This window comes from Type-D symbiont of Plautia stali, assembly GCF_001485335.1.
GTDB classification, from domain to species: domain Bacteria; phylum Pseudomonadota; class Gammaproteobacteria; order Enterobacterales; family Enterobacteriaceae; genus Pantoea; species Pantoea vagans_C.
This window is the reverse complement of the sequence record NZ_BBOC01000020.1, coordinates 1-16300: the sequence shown is the minus strand read 5'-3', so window position 1 is coordinate 16300 and position 16300 is coordinate 1. Positions and strand designations below refer to the sequence as shown.

At 53.8% G+C, this 16300-nt stretch carries 14 protein-coding genes; 3 read left to right on the top strand and 11 right to left on the bottom strand.

What is annotated here, in order from left to right:
• Positions 1-16 precede the first annotated feature (16 nt).
• Entirely contained in the window at positions 17-1468 is a 1452-nt protein-coding gene (locus PSSD_RS08570) for a methyl-accepting chemotaxis protein (protein WP_058970621.1), read from the bottom strand.
• A gap of 311 nt (positions 1469-1779) precedes the next feature.
• Here PSSD_RS08570 and PSSD_RS08565 point away from each other — a divergent pair, with 311 nt between their 5' ends.
• The gene (locus tag PSSD_RS08565) at positions 1780-2706 is read left to right on the top strand and encodes a glycosyltransferase family 2 protein (RefSeq protein WP_058970618.1); all 927 of its coding nucleotides are present in this window, start codon (positions 1780-1782) and stop codon (positions 2704-2706) included.
• A gap of 20 nt (positions 2707-2726) precedes the next feature.
• Here the strand turns inward: PSSD_RS08565 and PSSD_RS08560 are convergent, their stop codons facing one another.
• From PSSD_RS08560 to PSSD_RS08545, 4 genes are all read right to left on the bottom strand, one after another.
• A complete protein-coding gene (locus PSSD_RS08560; RefSeq protein WP_167347662.1) occupies positions 2727-3950 on the bottom strand; it encodes an O-antigen ligase family protein in 1224 nt (407 codons plus the stop codon).
• Positions 3951-4357: 407 nt separating this feature from the next.
• Positions 4358-5272, bottom strand: a complete 915-nt coding sequence (locus PSSD_RS08555) for a substrate-binding domain-containing protein (protein ID WP_058970612.1) — start codon at positions 5270-5272, stop codon at positions 4358-4360.
• A gap of 74 nt (positions 5273-5346) precedes the next feature.
• Positions 5347-6126, bottom strand: coding sequence for a TIM barrel protein (locus PSSD_RS08550; RefSeq protein ID WP_058970609.1), 780 nt, complete (start codon positions 6124-6126; stop codon positions 5347-5349).
• Positions 6126-7145, bottom strand: coding sequence for a Gfo/Idh/MocA family oxidoreductase (locus tag PSSD_RS08545; protein WP_058970606.1), 1020 nt, complete (start codon positions 7143-7145; stop codon positions 6126-6128). Before PSSD_RS08545 ends, PSSD_RS08550 begins: the two co-directional genes overlap by 1 nt.
• 197 nt (positions 7146-7342) lie before the next feature.
• On the opposite strand from PSSD_RS08545, the gene PSSD_RS08540 reads away from it, so the two are divergent.
• The gene (locus tag PSSD_RS08540; RefSeq protein ID WP_058970603.1) at positions 7343-9310 is read left to right on the top strand and encodes a sigma-54-dependent Fis family transcriptional regulator; all 1968 of its coding nucleotides are present in this window, start codon (positions 7343-7345) and stop codon (positions 9308-9310) included.
• A gap of 72 nt (positions 9311-9382) precedes the next feature.
• Here the strand turns inward: PSSD_RS08540 and PSSD_RS08535 are convergent, their stop codons facing one another.
• From PSSD_RS08535 to PSSD_RS08520, 4 genes are all read right to left on the bottom strand, one after another.
• A complete protein-coding gene (locus PSSD_RS08535; RefSeq protein WP_058970600.1) occupies positions 9383-10060 on the bottom strand; it encodes an SDR family NAD(P)-dependent oxidoreductase in 678 nt (225 codons plus the stop codon).
• Positions 10061-10062: 2 nt separating this feature from the next.
• Entirely contained in the window at positions 10063-11244 is a 1182-nt protein-coding gene (locus PSSD_RS08530) for a sialidase family protein (RefSeq protein WP_058970597.1), read from the bottom strand.
• Position 11245: 1 nt separating this feature from the next.
• Positions 11246-12667: a sodium:solute symporter family protein gene (locus tag PSSD_RS08525; RefSeq protein ID WP_058970594.1), complete on the bottom strand. Its 1422-nt coding sequence runs from the start codon at positions 12665-12667 to the stop codon at positions 11246-11248.
• 377 nt (positions 12668-13044) lie between these two features.
• A complete protein-coding gene (locus PSSD_RS08520; protein WP_058970591.1) occupies positions 13045-13953 on the bottom strand; it encodes a LysR family transcriptional regulator in 909 nt (302 codons plus the stop codon).
• Positions 13954-14038: 85 nt separating this feature from the next.
• Here PSSD_RS08520 and PSSD_RS08515 point away from each other — a divergent pair, with 85 nt between their 5' ends.
• Positions 14039-15109, top strand: coding sequence for a tartrate dehydrogenase (locus tag PSSD_RS08515; protein ID WP_058970588.1), 1071 nt, complete (start codon positions 14039-14041; stop codon positions 15107-15109).
• Between the two features lie 96 nt (positions 15110-15205).
• Here PSSD_RS08515 and PSSD_RS08510 read toward each other — a convergent pair whose 3' ends face one another.
• Positions 15206-16021: a carbohydrate ABC transporter permease gene (locus PSSD_RS08510; RefSeq protein WP_058970585.1), complete on the bottom strand. Its 816-nt coding sequence runs from the start codon at positions 16019-16021 to the stop codon at positions 15206-15208.
• Positions 16021-16300 (bottom strand): ABC transporter permease family protein (locus PSSD_RS08505; RefSeq protein ID WP_167347661.1); only part of this gene is annotated, 280 nt, incomplete at its 5' end. The genes PSSD_RS08510 and PSSD_RS08505, both read right to left, overlap by 1 nt.

The window sequence follows — 16300 nt, the reverse complement described above, 5'->3', positions numbered from 1 at the left end:
CCTGCAGGCCGCCCACTCAATCCAGCCTGAACAACGAGATCGACTGCTGTAACTGATTCGCTTGCCGTTGCTGCTGCTGAACCACCTGCATGGTTTCGGCTACGTGCTGCACATTGTGATGCACGCTGTGATCAATGCTGTTAATGCTCTGCTGTATCTGCTCAATGCTGAGATTCTGTTGCTCACTCATCTCCGATAATTCCGTCACCAGCTGCGATAACCCGCTAATGCTGCTGTGAATCGAGCGCATCGTTTGAGCCGCATGTTCAACTTGCACGGCCCCATGCTGGGTGCTGGCAGAACTGGCATCGATTAACTGCCGGATTTCACGCGCCGCATTTTCGCTACGCATCGCCAGATTACGCACTTCGCTGGCCACCACCGCGAAGCCACGCCCTTGGTTCCCCGCGCGGGCCGCTTCCACCGACGCATTGAGTGACAAAATATTGGTCTGAAACGCAATGCCGTCAATCAATTCCAAAATCACCTTCACCCGCTGTGACTCTTCGCTGATCTTCGCCATCGATCCCATCGCCGACTGAATATTCTCTTCACCGCGCGTTGCCACCGCGCGCGTTTCACTGGCCAGTTCGCGGGCACTTTGGGCTTTATCACGGGTTAAGCTGGCGGCGATACTGATCTGCGTCATCGCGCTGGCAGCCACCTCCAGCGCCTGTGCCTGCTCATCGGTTCGACTGGACAGTGCGGCGTTGCGTTGCAGCAGACTGTCCGACTCCACCAGTAACGCCCCCACACGCTGACTGACCTGCGAGAGCGTGCCATGCAAGGTGCCTAGCGTGGTGCTAAAGGTACGCGCAAAGGGCGTCTCACTCTGCTGTGTATCGGCGGTGAGCGTCAGATAACCGCTTTGCTGATTGATCTGGGCGGCCAGTACTGCCACCTCGCTGGCGGAACGCGCATCAGCGGCCATCTGGCGAGCAATCACCAAAAGTATGATGGTTTGCGCGACAACAAACAGCGCATGGAAAAACACCATGTCCCAGCCTGGGTGATGGAAGACCACCACGCCAAACAGATCGTTATCCTGTAGATAGTTGAACAAAATATGATGCGTCGCCGCTGCAACCGCTCCCATGAGCAGAGGACGTATATCGCGCCACGCCAAGAGTACGGACATCAGCACAAATACCGAGAAGTGATATTCGGTTTCCCCTTCACCGAGCTGAATCAATAAGCCAGCCCAGCCAATCAGCAAAGTGGAAAGAAGTAACCTGGAAGTCAGTGAGCCGCGTATCACCGTTGCGCAAAAGGTGGCCAGCAACACCAGAATCAGCCCCACGATGAGCGCCACCATCACGCTGTGGTTCATCCACCCTATGCCAAGCGCAATCGGCCACAGCGTCCAACAGAGCAGCATGGCAAGCGTGTCTGCGCGCTGTGCAATACGTTTAAGCGAAACCATCTCTACCGGCGCGGCGTCCGGGCCTATCAAGGGCGTTGCGATCATGGCACTTTTCCACACCAGAAGTTGATCAAGCTGCCCCAGGGATGCAGGGCAAGGCGACACAGACTGAGTGGAGAAATTATCGACAAGCGCGGGAAATAATTTAGCGCCGTCTGAAGCTAAGGTGATGAGATGTGATCTTTTTCACTGTTACAGCTCGCAGCGAGCTGCCGTTAGGCTTATAGCGGGGGTTTTCTTAGTACTAATCTGACTTTACCAGAAGATGTGCACCACTTCATGAATTCGCTCACCCCCGATGATGTACCTATAGTAATATTAATCGTGATGTCTCTTATAAAAGATAGCGGATAATTATGGCTTCTCCTTATGTTATTAGTGTCTTACTCACTGCACACAACTGTGAAAATTTTCTTGAAGACACCTTAGAGAGCTTGAAAAATGCCTGCATTGGGGTGCAGGAATTAGTTGAGATCATCCTTGTTAATGACGCCTCTGCGGATAACACCAGTAAAATGCTGCACGCGTTCGCAGCCGAAAATGCCCATGCCAGCGTATTTGATATTTCATTACGAAATATCGGCAAGGTAAGAAACTTTGCAGTCAGTCAATGCCGCGGTCAGTACGTTATGATGCTGGATGGTGATGACCAACTGTTGAAAAATTCATTAGCGGATATTGTTAACTGCTTAGAAAAAGAGAGTCCAGATGCCTTGTTTGCACCACTCAATGAGGTTTATGAGAATAAGCAGCGGGTTGCAAAATGGCATGGATTAATCACAACGCCATTGAGTCAGCATCAGGCTATTGAAAAATTCCTGATTCATCGTGAATTACAGGCACATTTTATCGGTCAATTCATTAAGCGAGAAATCCTGGAAAAATTTCAATTCCCTGATTTAACCTGCTATGAAGATGCATGGCTCTTCCCTACTGTATTAGAAGTCAGCCACCATATCCTTTACGCTCAACATAGCCCGTATCTTTATTTTAAAAGGGCGCAAAGTTTGTCGAACGACCTGGATGCTGAAAAGATCGCCATGCTAATTCTTGCCACACAGAAAATGGATGATGTTTTTCAGGAAAAATATCGCAATCTCCTGTCATGCCATTGGATTAATATTGCCCATAAGTATTATCCGATGATCAAAAACGAAAATGACCTGGTAACAGTGAAAAATGCCATCAGTAAAATACCCGTCATTTCGTTTCTCGCTGACACCAAAGTGCGAACCAGTTTCAAGAAAAAATACTTCAAAATGAAGCTTAAAGGTCTCTTTTAACACGCTGAAAAAAGCTCCCGTTAAGGAGCTTTTTTATTACCCTCTGCGTTCTCAATCAGCGACAGCAACACCACTAATACACCGAACATGGCGATAAACTCGACTGAGGTTAGCAATACATCGGTCATACCATATAACAGCATGGCAACGCTGGCTATGGCCAATGGCGTGATGGTTTGATGAGATCTTATTTCAACCACGATAAGAGTGAAAAAGAAATACAACAACATCAAGACACCCACCACACCAAATAATGAAGCGAATTGAATAAACTCATTATGCAGATGAACATTAATATAAATTAACGCCCAGGAATCCGATTGATGATGTTCATCAAGGTAGGTGGTAATGAATTTATTACGCTGATCCTGCGTCTGACCTAATGGTGCATGTTCAAAGGCCAGAATGCCGGTTTTCCACATGGTAAAGCGCGATCCCAGCGATGTTTTGTCATTGCCCTGCTGATAATCCGTGTACTCCGTCACGGTCGTATCAACACGGGTTTCAATCAGTTTATAGCTAAGGCCTACCGCTAACAGCAGCAATAGCGCTACACACCCTATGAATTTCACATTACGTGTCACCGCAAAGAGTCTCACGGTCATGTAAGCAAGGAATAAAGTATGGATGGCCATAGCCGAGCGCGTTTGCGTCAGCATAATCACGTACAGTGAAATGATCGAAACGAACAGGAAAAAGGCTTTCTTTAGCTTGCTGTCAGGCATTCTCAATATCAGTGATATTAACGCCAGCATCACGATAGAGTAGGCATAGGCTGTCATTGTTGCGCGGTTAATGCCGAGCACAATGCGCTCATCGGTGGTTATCGATTGGAAGATCCCAAAGCAACTTGAGGTGATAAATGCCAGGGATAAAGAGAGAAAAGCATAGCGCACAGCCAATTTTTTGTTCAGCGACCCAGTGCGGAAGCAGTGCATCATGTACACCATAATAAGCCAGGCAAGGATAAATCGCTTCCCAGCGGTATAATACAAGCCATCTACGGTATGCATGACATATTGGAAGTATATTGACCACCCAACGTAAATCACACCCAGCAATAATATCGCCAGAGCTTTTTTATCCGTTAGCTTAACCTTCTTTCTTTGCCATAATTCAATAACTACACCAGCCAATGAAAAATAAGCACAATAATAAAATAATACCCGACCCCCTTTCTCATACAGAAACGCAACGGGAAGCATACAAAAAAGTGCGGCAAAAGCCAGCCAAGGCAGTGCCATGCCAAGATTTTTTCTCTTCATTACTGGTGATAATATACTCAAAATTCGCTTAGCCTCAGTAACCTTTACTCTCAAAATGACCGACGGAACATTAAGTATAATCCTAAATACTTTATTTATGATTTTTACTTACTGTCACCCATCCTCACGTTTTGATGCCTCTCAAAGTAGGAATAACCCCTGTCTCTGATTCATTCAACGATAATATCGCCAATGCGCTGCTGATAATGCCGCACTGATTGTTCAACGTCCAGCAGTCAACGGCTTATTTACTTCGCCTCATCAACGTTAAATTGGATCCGTTAATGGATTATGGGGCGGTACATAGAGGGGAGTTGGCTTACAGGGCGTGAGGATGAGGTGGAGAAGAAATTCCCCTCTTGCATGATGAAGAGGGGATAAGCGCATTAATTCGCAGCAAACTGCGCGTAGTTATCCTGAGTAATGGTTTTGTACGGTACCCAGTTGTACTCCTGCACTTTCTGCTTATCCAGCAGCGCCTTGGTGACCTGAACCGCGCCGGTTGCCTGACCTTTGGCATCCTGGAAGATAGTCAGGGTCATTTTGCCGTTTTTCACAAACTGCTGCCCATCTGGCGTGCCATCGATACCGGCGACCAGGATCTTTTCGTTCTTCGCTTGATTGAGCGCCATGATGGCACCGATCGCCATTTCATCGTTGTTGGCGGCGATAGCATCAATCGGACGCTGGTTCAGCAACCAGCTCGACACCACATCCACCGCTTCATTGCGCTGCCATTTGGCGCTCTGCTTCTCAATCACTTTCATATCTTTGTATTTGGCGATGACCGCTTCGACCGCTTTGGTGCGTTCACGCGCTTCCTCGTTCGACAACGCACCCATTAAAATCGCCACGTTACCCTTGTAGTTCATCTTCTTCGCCAGTGCTTCCATCTGCATCTCGCCGCCCAGCGCCGAATCGGAACCGACATAAGCCATGTCACCTGGCAACTTCACTTCCGGCTTACGATTGACAAAAATCAGAGGGATATTGGCGTTTTTCGCTGCGGTAATCATCGGCAACACGCCCTGGGTGTCCACGGGGTTGAGGATAATGGCGTCAACGCCCTGGTTGATAAAGTCATCAACCTGCTGCACCTGCAACGCCACATCGCCTTTGGCATCGACAAACTGGCCGTTAAGTTGGTTAGCCTTCAGCTCTTCCTGCATCTGGGTACGCAGGATGGAGACGAAGTTAAGATCGAAATTAGCCAGGGCGACGCCAACGGTGAAGGTTTTCGCACTGACGCTCAGACTCAGTAACAACGAGCACAGGCACAGCATGATGTTTCTGATATTCATGGGTTCATTCCTGTAGGGTTGAGGTTTTATTGTTATGACGCCGGGCAACAGGCAAATACCCGGCGGTAGAACGCTTAAATCGTGAAGTGATCGCGGAACTGTTGCAGTGCGAGCGTGCTATCACCGCTGGCCCAGCCCTCCATCGCGACAGTGCCGGTATAGCCCACCTCGTGCAGCGCACGGGCGATGGCGCGGTAGTTGATTTCACCGGTACCGGGCTGTTGACGCCCCGGCACATCCGCCACCTGAATTTCACCGATGGCCGTACCGCAGCGGCGAATCAGCTCGATGAGATTTCCTTCACCAATCTGCGCGTGGTAGAGATCGAGGTTCATTTTTAGCGCCGGACTGTTGACGGCTTCCACCAGCGCACGCGTGTCGGCGGCCAGCGCAAACGGCGTGCCGGGATGATCAACAGGCAGATTCAGGTTTTCCAGCGTGAATACGCGTCCTGCGCGCTCGCCCAGCTGTGCCACTTTGCGCAGCGTCTCGACGGCTTTAAGCCACATCTCCCCCGTGACAATCTCCACGGGTTTCACCGGTAAACCTTTGTCATCCAGCCCGGTGCCATGCAGGTTCAGTCCAGGGCAATTAAGCCGCTCAGCCACAGCCAGCGAGGCTTCTGCGCTCTGCAGCAACTGCTGAATCTCGCTGTCATCGGTCAGGTTACCGGTGAGGTAGCCGGTCATAGAGGTGAAGCGCGCCCCTGTCGCCACCAGCGCATCAATGTCCTTGTTGGCCCAACCCCAAATTTCGACGCCAAATCCAAGCTCATGAATGCGTTTTACACGCTCGATAAATGGCAGATCGAGAAACACCATTTCGGCACAGACAGAGAGTTGATAGGTCGCCATTAGCGCGCTCCTAAGGTAACAGGCAGGTTCTGTTTGACGGACTCGATACAGGCCAGCGCAATCGCCAGCGCATTGCGCGCATCTTCGCCGGTGGCGCGTGGTGTTTCGCCGGTGCGAATACAGCGTGCGAACTCGGCCATCTCCGCTACATAGGCTTCACGCAGCAGATCGGAATCCATTCTCGAGGTATCGATGGCAATACCGTCGGCGTGGTAGCGCACGCAGTGGTTGGCGTTGATATGGCCGGCCTGCAACATGCCTTTGCTGCCAAATACTTCACCGCGCACATCGTAGCCGTACACCGCCTGGAAATTGGCTTCGGCAATGGCAATCGCACCGTTGTCGAAACGAATCGTCACCACGGAGGTATCTAACAGCCCTTTGTCTTTGAAGTCTGGGCGCACCAGCGCATCAGCGATTGCGTACACTTCGACCGGCTTCGCGCCGTGGTTAAAGTGCAGCAGCGTATCGAAATCGTGGATCAGGGTTTCCAGGAAAATAGTCCACTGCGGGATCGGGGCAGGATCGTGCAGCTTCGGATCGCGCGTGACCGAACGGCTCAACTGCGTGGTGCCGTTTTCGCCGGCTTTCACTGCCGCGATGGCTACCGCAAAGCCGGAATCAAAGCGGCGGTTGAACCCCACCTGTAACACGACGCCCGCGCTTTTGGCCGCCGCAATCGCGCGATCCGCTTCATCCAGCGTCACCGCCATCGGTTTTTCACAGAACACATGCTTGCCCGCATTGGCCGCGGCGATCACCCACTCGGCGTGCGTCCGCGCCGGTGCCGCGATGGCAATGGCATCTATCTCAGGATCCTGCAGTAGCGCATGCAAATCGCTATAGGCTTTGGTCACACCTAATTTGCTGGCCAGTTTCTCTGCGGCACCCGGCAGCGGATCGGCTACGGCAGCCAGGATAGCGCCCGGTACACGATACGCGAGGTTTTCGGCATGGAAGCTGCCCATGCGGCCCGCACCAATCAGGCCAACGCGCACAGGGTCAAGATGATATGTCATGGTTCATTCCTTAGGTTTCTGGATATACCCAATCGGGCCTTGCGATGTCATCAAGACATTGCAAAGCCAATGCCAACCTGTATCGCAGCGATTTTGTGAGGCAGAACACAGCGTTGGCTCACAAACTGGCAATAAAATTTACATGTCAACTTTGCATGTCAATAAAATGGACATTCCACCGCCAGCAGGAGTGTCTGATGCGTACCATTGAGCGTTTACCCTTTAAAGATGAAAGCGACCCCATCTTCAGCCTGCCCAACAGTGCGGAGGTGGGCGAATGGGATACGTTGCTGTGGCAGGGTTGGCACAGTTTTGAACGAGGTGAGCAGCCACGCTGGATGCGGCGAAGCATTTTGCACTCCTGGCAGCGCTCGCAGCAGCGTGCCATCGACCCCACGACCTTTGTTTATACCTCTCCGCCCGCCGAGGAGCTGGCGGCGATCCTGGAACACAATGCCGAGCTGATCCTGGTGGCACGCAACGTGATGGAGAACCTGCTGGCTTACAACCCGGACGGCCATATCAATCTCACTGATGCACAGGGTGTCACACTGCATTTCTGCGGCTCCGACCTGACACCTGTTGGCAGCATCCTGAGTGAAGAGGTGCTCGGCACCAATTGCACGGCACGCTGCCTAATCGAGCAACGCCTGGTATATGTGCTGAGCGGGGAGAACTGGAAGATCGATCTACGCAATCGCCACTTTCAATGCGCCGCCGCACCGGTACGTGACGCAAGCGGTCAAATGCTAGGCGTGCTGACACTGACCGCTACCCCGGATAACTTCAATACCCACACGCTGGGTACCGTACAAGCCGCTGCGGAAGCAGTGGGACAGCAACTGACGCTGCGGCGTTTACTGGCCGAGCAGCAGTCGATTCTCGAAACCTTGAATGAGGGCGTGATCGTCTGCGATCGCCACGGTCGCATTAAAACCCTGAATCGCTACGCACGGCAGATATTCAGCGGCCTCGATCCCGATGCCGGGCCGATCGATGTCCTGCTGCAGCCGCAGGGTGGATCGCTACTCACCATGCCGTTTTGCAACGACCGCGAACTGCAGTTCATCCCGGATGGCATCCAGCCCCTCTCCTGCCTGATTTCCCTTATGCCCGCGCCCGATGGTGGCCGCGTGCTCTCTCTGCGTGAGAACCAGCGTATCCGCGCGATCACGCGCCGGGTGATGGGGGCCAGCGCCAGCTACACCTTCGAGATGATTCGCGGCCACGCCCCGCTTGTGCAGCAGGCGATTCAGAAAGCGCGTGCCAGCAGCCGCACTGACAGCACCGTGCTATTAAGCGGTGAGAGCGGTACCGGTAAAGAGTTGTTTGCCCAGGCGATTCACAATGCCAGCCCGCGTCATCAGGAACCGTTTATCGCGCTCAACTGCGGCGCGCTACCGCGTGATCTGGTCCAGAGTGAGCTATTTGGGTATGTCGATGGCGCATTTACCGGCTCGCGGCGCGGTGGCTCGGCCGGTAAATTCGAACTGGCAGAGGGCGGTACGCTGTTTCTCGATGAGATTGCCGAGATGCCGTTAGAGGCACAAACCAGTTTGCTGCGCGTCTTACAGGAGAGTGAAGTGGTGCGTATCGGCGCGGCACATCCGCTGAAAGTGAACGTGCGCATCATCGCCGCCACGCACTGCAATCTGCTTGATGCCGTGGAGAAAGGCGCCTTTCGTCGCGATCTCTACTACCGCCTTAACGTTATTTCGCTGGAGATACCGCCACTGCGCCAGCGTCAGGAGGATATTCCAGGATTGGTGAATACCTTTATTGTCGCGCTCTGTACCCGGCTGAAACGCATTGCCCCCCAAATGTCGCCTGAAGCGATGAGCTGTTTGCAGGCGTGGCACTGGCCGGGCAACGTGCGTGAATTGGAGAATCTGGTCGAGCGTATGGTGAACCTGTGTGAAGGGCTGGAGATCGGCAGGCAAGATTTGCCCGAGGAGATGACGCGACGGGCTTCAGTGACCGACACCAGTACATTGACGTCATTGCAGGATAAAGAGCGCCAGCATGTGTTGCAGGTAGTGAGTGAACACAAAGGCAATCTGCGCCAGTCCGCGCAGCTGCTGGGGATTTCCCGCACGGCGCTGTATAACAAATTGAAGTTGTGGCAGGTGGACGTGGCCGCAATAAGAAATGGATTAGCATTGTAACTGCGGCTCCAGACAGCGTTATCGTCAGGCCTGGAGGCCGCCCCTACGAACACCCGCATCTATGAACAATAGTTACAACGACGCCCCCCCACAAATCACCAGCTCCTGCCCGGTGATGGCGTCAGCAGCCGGCGACAGCACAAAGCCTGCCAGTACAGCGACCTCTTCTGGTTTGATATAGCGCCCCATCGGCGGCAGCTTGGGCGGTGAGCTGGCGCGCCCCGGTTGCAGCAGCATCGGCGTTTCGGTGGCGCCCGGCGCAATCACATTCACTGTAATACCTTGCGGCGCTAGCTCTGCCGCCCAGCTGCGTGCCATTCCCACCATCGCCGCTTTGGTACTGACATACTGACTGCGATTGGCTGCACCGCGTGACGTTCGACTGCCGATCAGCACAATACGATCGCCCTGTGTCATCTGTGGCTGCAAGGCATTCGCCATGATTTGCGCCACCTGCACATGCAGATACCACAAGCGAGCACTCTGCTCTTCATCCAGATCGCCAAGCGGTGCCGCCGCCATCATCCCCGCCGCATGCACCAGTGCGTTGACCTTCGGCAGTGCGGCCAACGCCTGTTTCAGCAGGTTGGCATCAAACAGATCGACGCTCACCGAGGTAAAGGCGGGGTGATCTTTTTTCACCAGCGTGCGGCTGAAACCCGTCACCTGCCAGCCTTGCGCCAGCAGGTGATCGGCAATCGCCGCGCCGATGCCGGAACTGACACCGGTAACCAGCGCGTGTCGACTCATGCTTATCCCCTCACCCATGCTTCGTTGACGCGCACATATTTAATCGCCTGACGGAAATAGGTATAGGCGATGTGCAGCGCACCGTCTTCGCTCTGCTTGATGCTGGGGTAGGAGAACTCGCGGTTCAGCTTCTGCTGTGAGTTATTGGTCATGCAGTAGCCATCCCCCTCGTCGAGGTTGCGCTGCCACGGCCAGCTTTTACCGCCATCGGTAGAGATCGCCAGCGTCATCGGTGCGCGCGGCGCACCCCAAAATGCCGTGCGCCCGGTGTGCACCACCGGTTCCGCCGCCACCGCCACATCGTCATCCTCGTCTTCAATTTCATCGTACAACGACAGACGGCGCTCGCTGGCATCTTTGGCACTCATGGCATTGAACACCAGTGCCAGATGACCGTTGTTCAGCGTGGTGACCTGAATCGAAGAGTTGTTATTAGGCAGTTCAGTCGCCAACGGCGCACTCCAGCTCTCCCCGCCGTCAACGGAGCGGCTTTGGTAGATAAAATCTGCCCAACGGCTGCGATACAGCGCTAACAGGCTGCCATCCTGCAACAATGTGATATTCATGTGTACACAGCCCAGACTCTCCGACACCGCGACATCACGCCAGCTTTTCCCTTTATCACTGGAGATCTTCACCGCGCTGATATCGTCATTCCCTACCCACTTCACGCCCGGCTGGGTGCGGCAATAAAACACCGGCAGCAACCAGTTGCCATTCGGCAGCACCACAATCGGCTGGCGAATAAAGGTGCCTGGCTGATCGAGCAGCGTTTCAATGGCACTCCAGCTGCGGCCAAAATCGCGAGACTGACGATAACGCACAATGGCAGTGTCCTGATTACCCGACTTCTGGGCAGTCCAAAGCAGCCACAGCACCTGATCGGGATCGAGGAACAGCACCGGATTTTGCTCCGAACGGGTGGAATCATCAGAGAGTTTTTCTGCTTCGCTCCACTGCGTACTGCCCTTCTCCAGACGCGAGCACCACACCGAAATATCCGCGATCCCCTCCTGAGTGCCACCAAACCAGACGCACAGCAGATCGCCGTTCGGCAGGGGCAGCAAATTCGCAGCATGGTTCTGCGGACAGACCGAAGGCAGCATGGCCGTCAGCTGCTGTGCATCCTGGGCGTGTGGATGAAGGTTACCGTTACGTTCTACGGTAATCGTTGAATCGGTCATATCAGGCTCCACTGTTTTGCATTGACGATTTTGGGGCTTTTTTCTCAAGCGTCTGACGCGAGGGGATCAAACGGTCAATCACCATGATCACCGCAGGCGTAATCAGCGCAACGTACATGTTATTGATGCCGAACGGATCGCCCAGCAGGTACCAGACCGAAGTCACCACGCAGGCACCAATCAGGCCCGCATTGGCACCGCGCGTGCTTTTATAGAACGGCAGGTAGAAAGCGATAATGGCGACAACCGAGATCGACAGGCGAATCGCGCGAGTAAAGAAGGACAACTTCAATACTTCCGGCACAAACAGCACAAAGATCAGCGGTAAGAAACCAATCAGCAGCGATAACCAGCGTGTCATACGGAACTCACGTTCTGGCGTAGGGTTGCGGTAAGGCACGTAGAAATCTTTCACCACCAGCGAGGCAATCGCTAACGCCACGGTGCTCACGCTGACAAAGATTGATGCCACCAGCGAGGTCGTCACAATCCCTGCCAGCCATGGGCTCATATCCTGCAGGAACACCGGCAGCGCATAGAGGCTCTTAATATCCGGATGCAGGTACTTAGCCGCCACGCCGATCAGTGCAATGGCGATGGCAATCGGCATACAGAAGAAGAAGGCGACCCAGGTGGCGCGTTTCGCAGACTCCGCGCTTTTGGTGGAGGCAATCGCCTGAATCACGAACTGGGTGCAGAAGATCGAGCCGATAGTGCCAATCATCCACGCGAAGATAGTGCTGGCACCGACATTGCCATCCCAGGTCCAGTAGAAGTGCGGCATCTCCTTGATCATCGGCTTCACACCGCCGGTCATGTGCAGCGCCACACCGAGAATAATCAGGATGCCGATATATTTTAATCCGCTGTGCAGCAGCGTGACCCAGGCAATGCCCTTCATGCCGCCAAACATAAAATAGAAGGTACTGACGATCGCGGTGATCACCGCCGCCGTGGTGAGATCCAGGTTTAACACCGTGGAGATCGCCGCCGCACCACTCACATAGTTACCGACATTCACCAGCAGCAGCGCGTAGATCATAATGATCGAGATGATATTTTTGGTTGAGTTGCCGTAACGCTCAGCAATCGCGCCTGAAATGGTGATTTTTCCGGTGTTGTAAATGCGCTTCACCAGCAGGAAACCAAACAGCGGGAAGCCAATAGCGGCACCAATCACGGACCAGGACGCGGCAAAACCGTCTTCAAAAGCGGCTTGCGCCGTACCGATCGTGGATTTCGCGCCGATATATTCTGACATCAGCATTACGCCCACCACAAAAGCCGGCATCACGTTGGATCCCGCCATAAAGTCGCCGCTGTTTTTACTGCGCAGACGCCAGGTCAGCCAGGTGGTAAACAGAATGTACGCGATGACAATCCCGACAATAATCATCATCCCTTCTGCAGAGAATTGTTTCATTTTAGCCTCATCGATAACGTAGGGTCGTGGCAGGCGCTGGGCTTAACGCATGCCGTTAATGAGGTCGCCAACTTTGTTATTTTATACCCTTCATACTTCAAGCTGCAGGTGCGTTGGCTACGTGCATTCACCTCAGTCACTTACTTCAGTAAGCTCCTGAGGATTCATGCACTTGCCGCCTTCCTGAAGCTCGAATTATTTTGGGTATAGTGTCTTTGCACCCTGGCCACCCCCTGCTTTATTTTGTGATTCATTTCACTCACATCAGAATGAATTCACGCACAAGCAGGGCAATTTATAGGCTAAATGAAGTAATATTTGTTTGATCATGCTCACAAACAGTCAATGATGATTATAAATAATCAAAATCAGCTTAACTATTTCAGCGCGGACTGCAAAAAGTCGACAAAGGCGCTAATGCGAGCGGGCAACTGGCGCTGTGGCTGCCACACGGCAAAAATATCACCGTCCACCGCGCTCCATTCAGGCAGCACATGCAGCAGTTCCCCGCGCTCAATGCTGTGCTGAGCGTCCCACCAGGAACGCAGCAGAATACCGTGTCCATCCATCGCCAGTTGCACCGCCACCTCACCATCGTTGGTGATCAGACTGCCGTGCACCTTTTGCGTCAACTGCTGCTCGCCGTTGCTCAAGCGCCACAGGGCAAAATCACTCTCATACTGACGCAGTAAAATACAGTTGTGTTGTGACAGAGCAGCAATATTCTCAGGCAGCCCATAGCGTTCGGCGTAGATGGGCGCGCAGCATAACACGCGCGGATTGGTGCGCAACTTACGCGCCATCAGCCGTGCATCGGGCGGCTCGCCAATGCGGATATCGATATCAATGTGCGCATCAAGAAAATTGAGTGGCTGGCTGCTGAGTTGCAGGGATAAGGAGACTTCAGGATGCAGCGCGGCAAAACGTGAGACGCAAGGCGCCACGTGGCGTCGGCCAAAGCCGAACGAGGCGTTGATGTTGAGCGAACCGCGCAGCACCGCAGTCTGACTGCTGACCGCTTCTTCCAGCTCTGCCAGCTGATCCAGCAACGGTCGTGCCCCTTCCAGATAGCGCTTGCCCTCGGCGGTCAGCTCCAGCCGTCGCGTAGTGCGCCGCAGCAGTTGAACGCCCAGCCGCTGTTCCAGTTGGCTCAGGCGTTTACTGACTGCAGGCAGCGACAGGCCTAGTTCCCGCGCGGCAGCGGTTAGGCTCTCCAGCGTTGCCACCCGGACAAAGAAGGCCAGATCGTCGGTTGAAGTGCGCGATTCTCTACTTTTATTCAACATTGGCTTGCCGCTCAGGCTAATTATTTCCCAGTGATGCATGGTTATACTGCGTTCAGAACATCAACAGCAACCTGCGAGAGACCCTATGAGCGGCAAAACCTATAAAATCGCCGTCATCCCTGGCGATGGCATTGGCAAAGAAGTGATGCCTGAAGGCATCCGTGTGATGGATGCAGCGGCGAAGAAATTCAATATTTCACTGGAGTGGCAGTGGTTTGACTTTGCCAGCGCCGAATACTGGCAGCAGCACGGTAAAATGCTGCCAGATGATTGGTTCGCCACCTTAAGCCAGTTCGATGCCATCTATTTTGGCGCCGTGGGCTGGCCGGATGTGGTGCCCGATCATGTGTCACTGTGGGGATCGCTGTTGCAGTTCCGTCGCGAGTTCGATCAGTACGTCAACCTGCGCCCTGTGCGTTTGATGCCAGGCGTGAAAGCACCGCTGGCAAACCGCCAGCCGGGCGATATCGATTTCTACGTAGTACGCGAAAACACCGAGGGCGAGTACTCGTCCGTGGGCGGCACCATGTTCCCCGGCACCGAGCGTGAAGTGGTGATTCAGGAGACAGTCATGACGCGCACTGGCGTCGATCGTATTCTGAAATTTGCTTACGAGTTAGCGCAAAAGCGCCCGAAAAAACACCTGACATCGGCCACCAAATCCAACGGTATTGCTATCACCATGCCCTACTGGGACAGCCGTGTTGAAGCGATGGCACCGAGCTACCCGGAAGTGAAAGTCGATAAATATCATATCGATATTTTGACCGCGAACTTCGTGCTGCATCCTGACTGGTTTGATGTGGTGGTCGCCAGCAACCTGTTTGGCGATATCCTGTCAGACCTCGGCCCCGCCTGTACGGGTACCATCGGGATTGCACCTTCGGCCAATATCAACCCGGAGGGCAAGTTCCCCAGCCTGTTTGAACCGGTGCACGGTTCTGCGCCCGATATCGCGGGTAAAGGCGTGGCCAACCCGATTGGACAGATTTGGTGTGGCGCGATGATGCTGGAACATCTGGGTTACGCTGAAGCGGGTGCCGCAGTGCTGGATGCGATTGAGCGCACGCTGGCTGCGGGCAATAGCCTGACACGCGATCTCGGCGGCAGCGCCTCAACGGAAGCGCTGGGCGTGGCGATAGCGGCTGCGTTGTAACGTTCAAATGCGCGATGAGTCGCGCCGCTACGGTAATGTCGGTTACGGGCGGCCTGAAGGCCGCCCTTGGCAATGATGAATATTCTGAACGCCCAACTACTTCACTGCCCCTTCTGTCACACCGCTAATAAACTTGCGCTGGAACACCAGGAACACCGCCACCAGCGGCATAATCACGATCATCGCGCCTGCCATCAGCACCGGAATGTCGATGGTGTTTTTGTTCTGGAAGAACATCATGCCGATGGGCAAGGTGCGTAGCTCATCTTTGTTGACCAGAATCAGCGGGATAAGAAATTCGTTCCACGTCCAGATAAACAGCAGCAGTGCGAGCGTAGAGAGCGTGGGCCAGATAGCGGGTACCAGAATGCCCCATAGAATTTTGCGGCGCGATGCGCCATCCATCACCGAAGCTTCCACCAGTTCTCGCGGCACTTGCTGCAGTGCGGTGGCAATCATCAAGGTGGTAAACGGCAGCGACAGCGCAATTTGCGGCAGGATCAGCGCCAGATAGGTGTTGGTCAACCCCATCCAGCGCAATTCGTGATACAGCGGAATAATAAAGGCTTCACTCGGCAGCACCATGCCCAGCCCCAGCATCGCTGCGACCACTTTCTTGCCGGGGATCTTCAACCAGGCAAAACCGAATCCCGCCAGAATACCGAGCAGAATACTGCTGATCACCACCGGAATCACCACCAGCACCGAGTTCATAAAGTAGACGTTGAAGTGCCCCTGCTGCCAGGCAGTGACATAGTTTTTGAAGTTCAGCGACGAGGGCAGCGTAAACACGCCCTGAAACAGCTCAATCTGGGTTTTGAATGAGGTCATCAGCGCCATCAAAAACGGCAGGATGGTCATCAGCGCGACAATCCAGATCAGCGCGCGAGAGGCTATTGGCGTGCCACGCATCAGTGTCTCTCCCGAATGGCAAAGTGAATTAATGCGTTGATCATCAATACAATCAACATGCTGAACACCGCCACCGCGGAGGCATAACCAAAGTAGTGCAGGTCGAAGCCCTGCTTATACATAAAGATGTTGGTCACCATGGTTGAGGTTCCAGGCCCGCCTTGCGTCATCACGTAGACCAGGTCGAAAGCCTTGAGGCTGGCAATCACCGTCAACAGCAACGCAATACGCAGCTCCGGACGCAGCGAGGGCAGCGTAATCCGCATAAATTTCTGACGA

Excerpts from the sequence above, each read along its gene's own strand:
- PSSD_RS08520 (WP_058970591.1), bottom strand. The coding sequence starts at position 13,953 with ATGTTGAATAAAAGTAGAGAATCGCGCACTTCAACCGACGATCTGGCC.
- PSSD_RS08525 (WP_058970594.1), bottom strand. The coding sequence starts at position 12,667 with ATGAAACAATTCTCTGCAGAAGGGATGATGATTATTGTCGGGATTGTC.
- PSSD_RS08540 (WP_058970603.1), top strand. The coding sequence starts at position 7,343 with ATGCGTACCATTGAGCGTTTACCCTTTAAAGATGAAAGCGACCCCATC.
- PSSD_RS08550 (WP_058970609.1), bottom strand. The coding sequence starts at position 6,126 with ATGGCGACCTATCAACTCTCTGTCTGTGCCGAAATGGTGTTTCTCGAT.
- PSSD_RS08530 (WP_058970597.1), bottom strand. The coding sequence starts at position 11,244 with ATGACCGATTCAACGATTACCGTAGAACGTAACGGTAACCTTCATCCA.
- PSSD_RS08565 (WP_058970618.1), top strand. The coding sequence starts at position 1,780 with ATGGCTTCTCCTTATGTTATTAGTGTCTTACTCACTGCACACAACTGT.
- PSSD_RS08545 (WP_058970606.1), bottom strand. The coding sequence starts at position 7,145 with ATGACATATCATCTTGACCCTGTGCGCGTTGGCCTGATTGGTGCGGGC.
- PSSD_RS08510 (WP_058970585.1), bottom strand. The coding sequence starts at position 16,021 with ATGCGTGGCACGCCAATAGCCTCTCGCGCGCTGATCTGGATTGTCGCG.
- PSSD_RS08535 (WP_058970600.1), bottom strand. The coding sequence starts at position 10,060 with ATGAGTCGACACGCGCTGGTTACCGGTGTCAGTTCCGGCATCGGCGCG.
- PSSD_RS08570 (WP_058970621.1), bottom strand. The coding sequence starts at position 1,468 with ATGATCGCAACGCCCTTGATAGGCCCGGACGCCGCGCCGGTAGAGATG.
- PSSD_RS08515 (WP_058970588.1), top strand. The coding sequence starts at position 14,039 with ATGAGCGGCAAAACCTATAAAATCGCCGTCATCCCTGGCGATGGCATT.
- PSSD_RS08555 (WP_058970612.1), bottom strand. The coding sequence starts at position 5,272 with ATGAATATCAGAAACATCATGCTGTGCCTGTGCTCGTTGTTACTGAGT.
- PSSD_RS08560 (WP_167347662.1), bottom strand. The coding sequence starts at position 3,950 with ATGGCACTGCCTTGGCTGGCTTTTGCCGCACTTTTTTGTATGCTTCCC.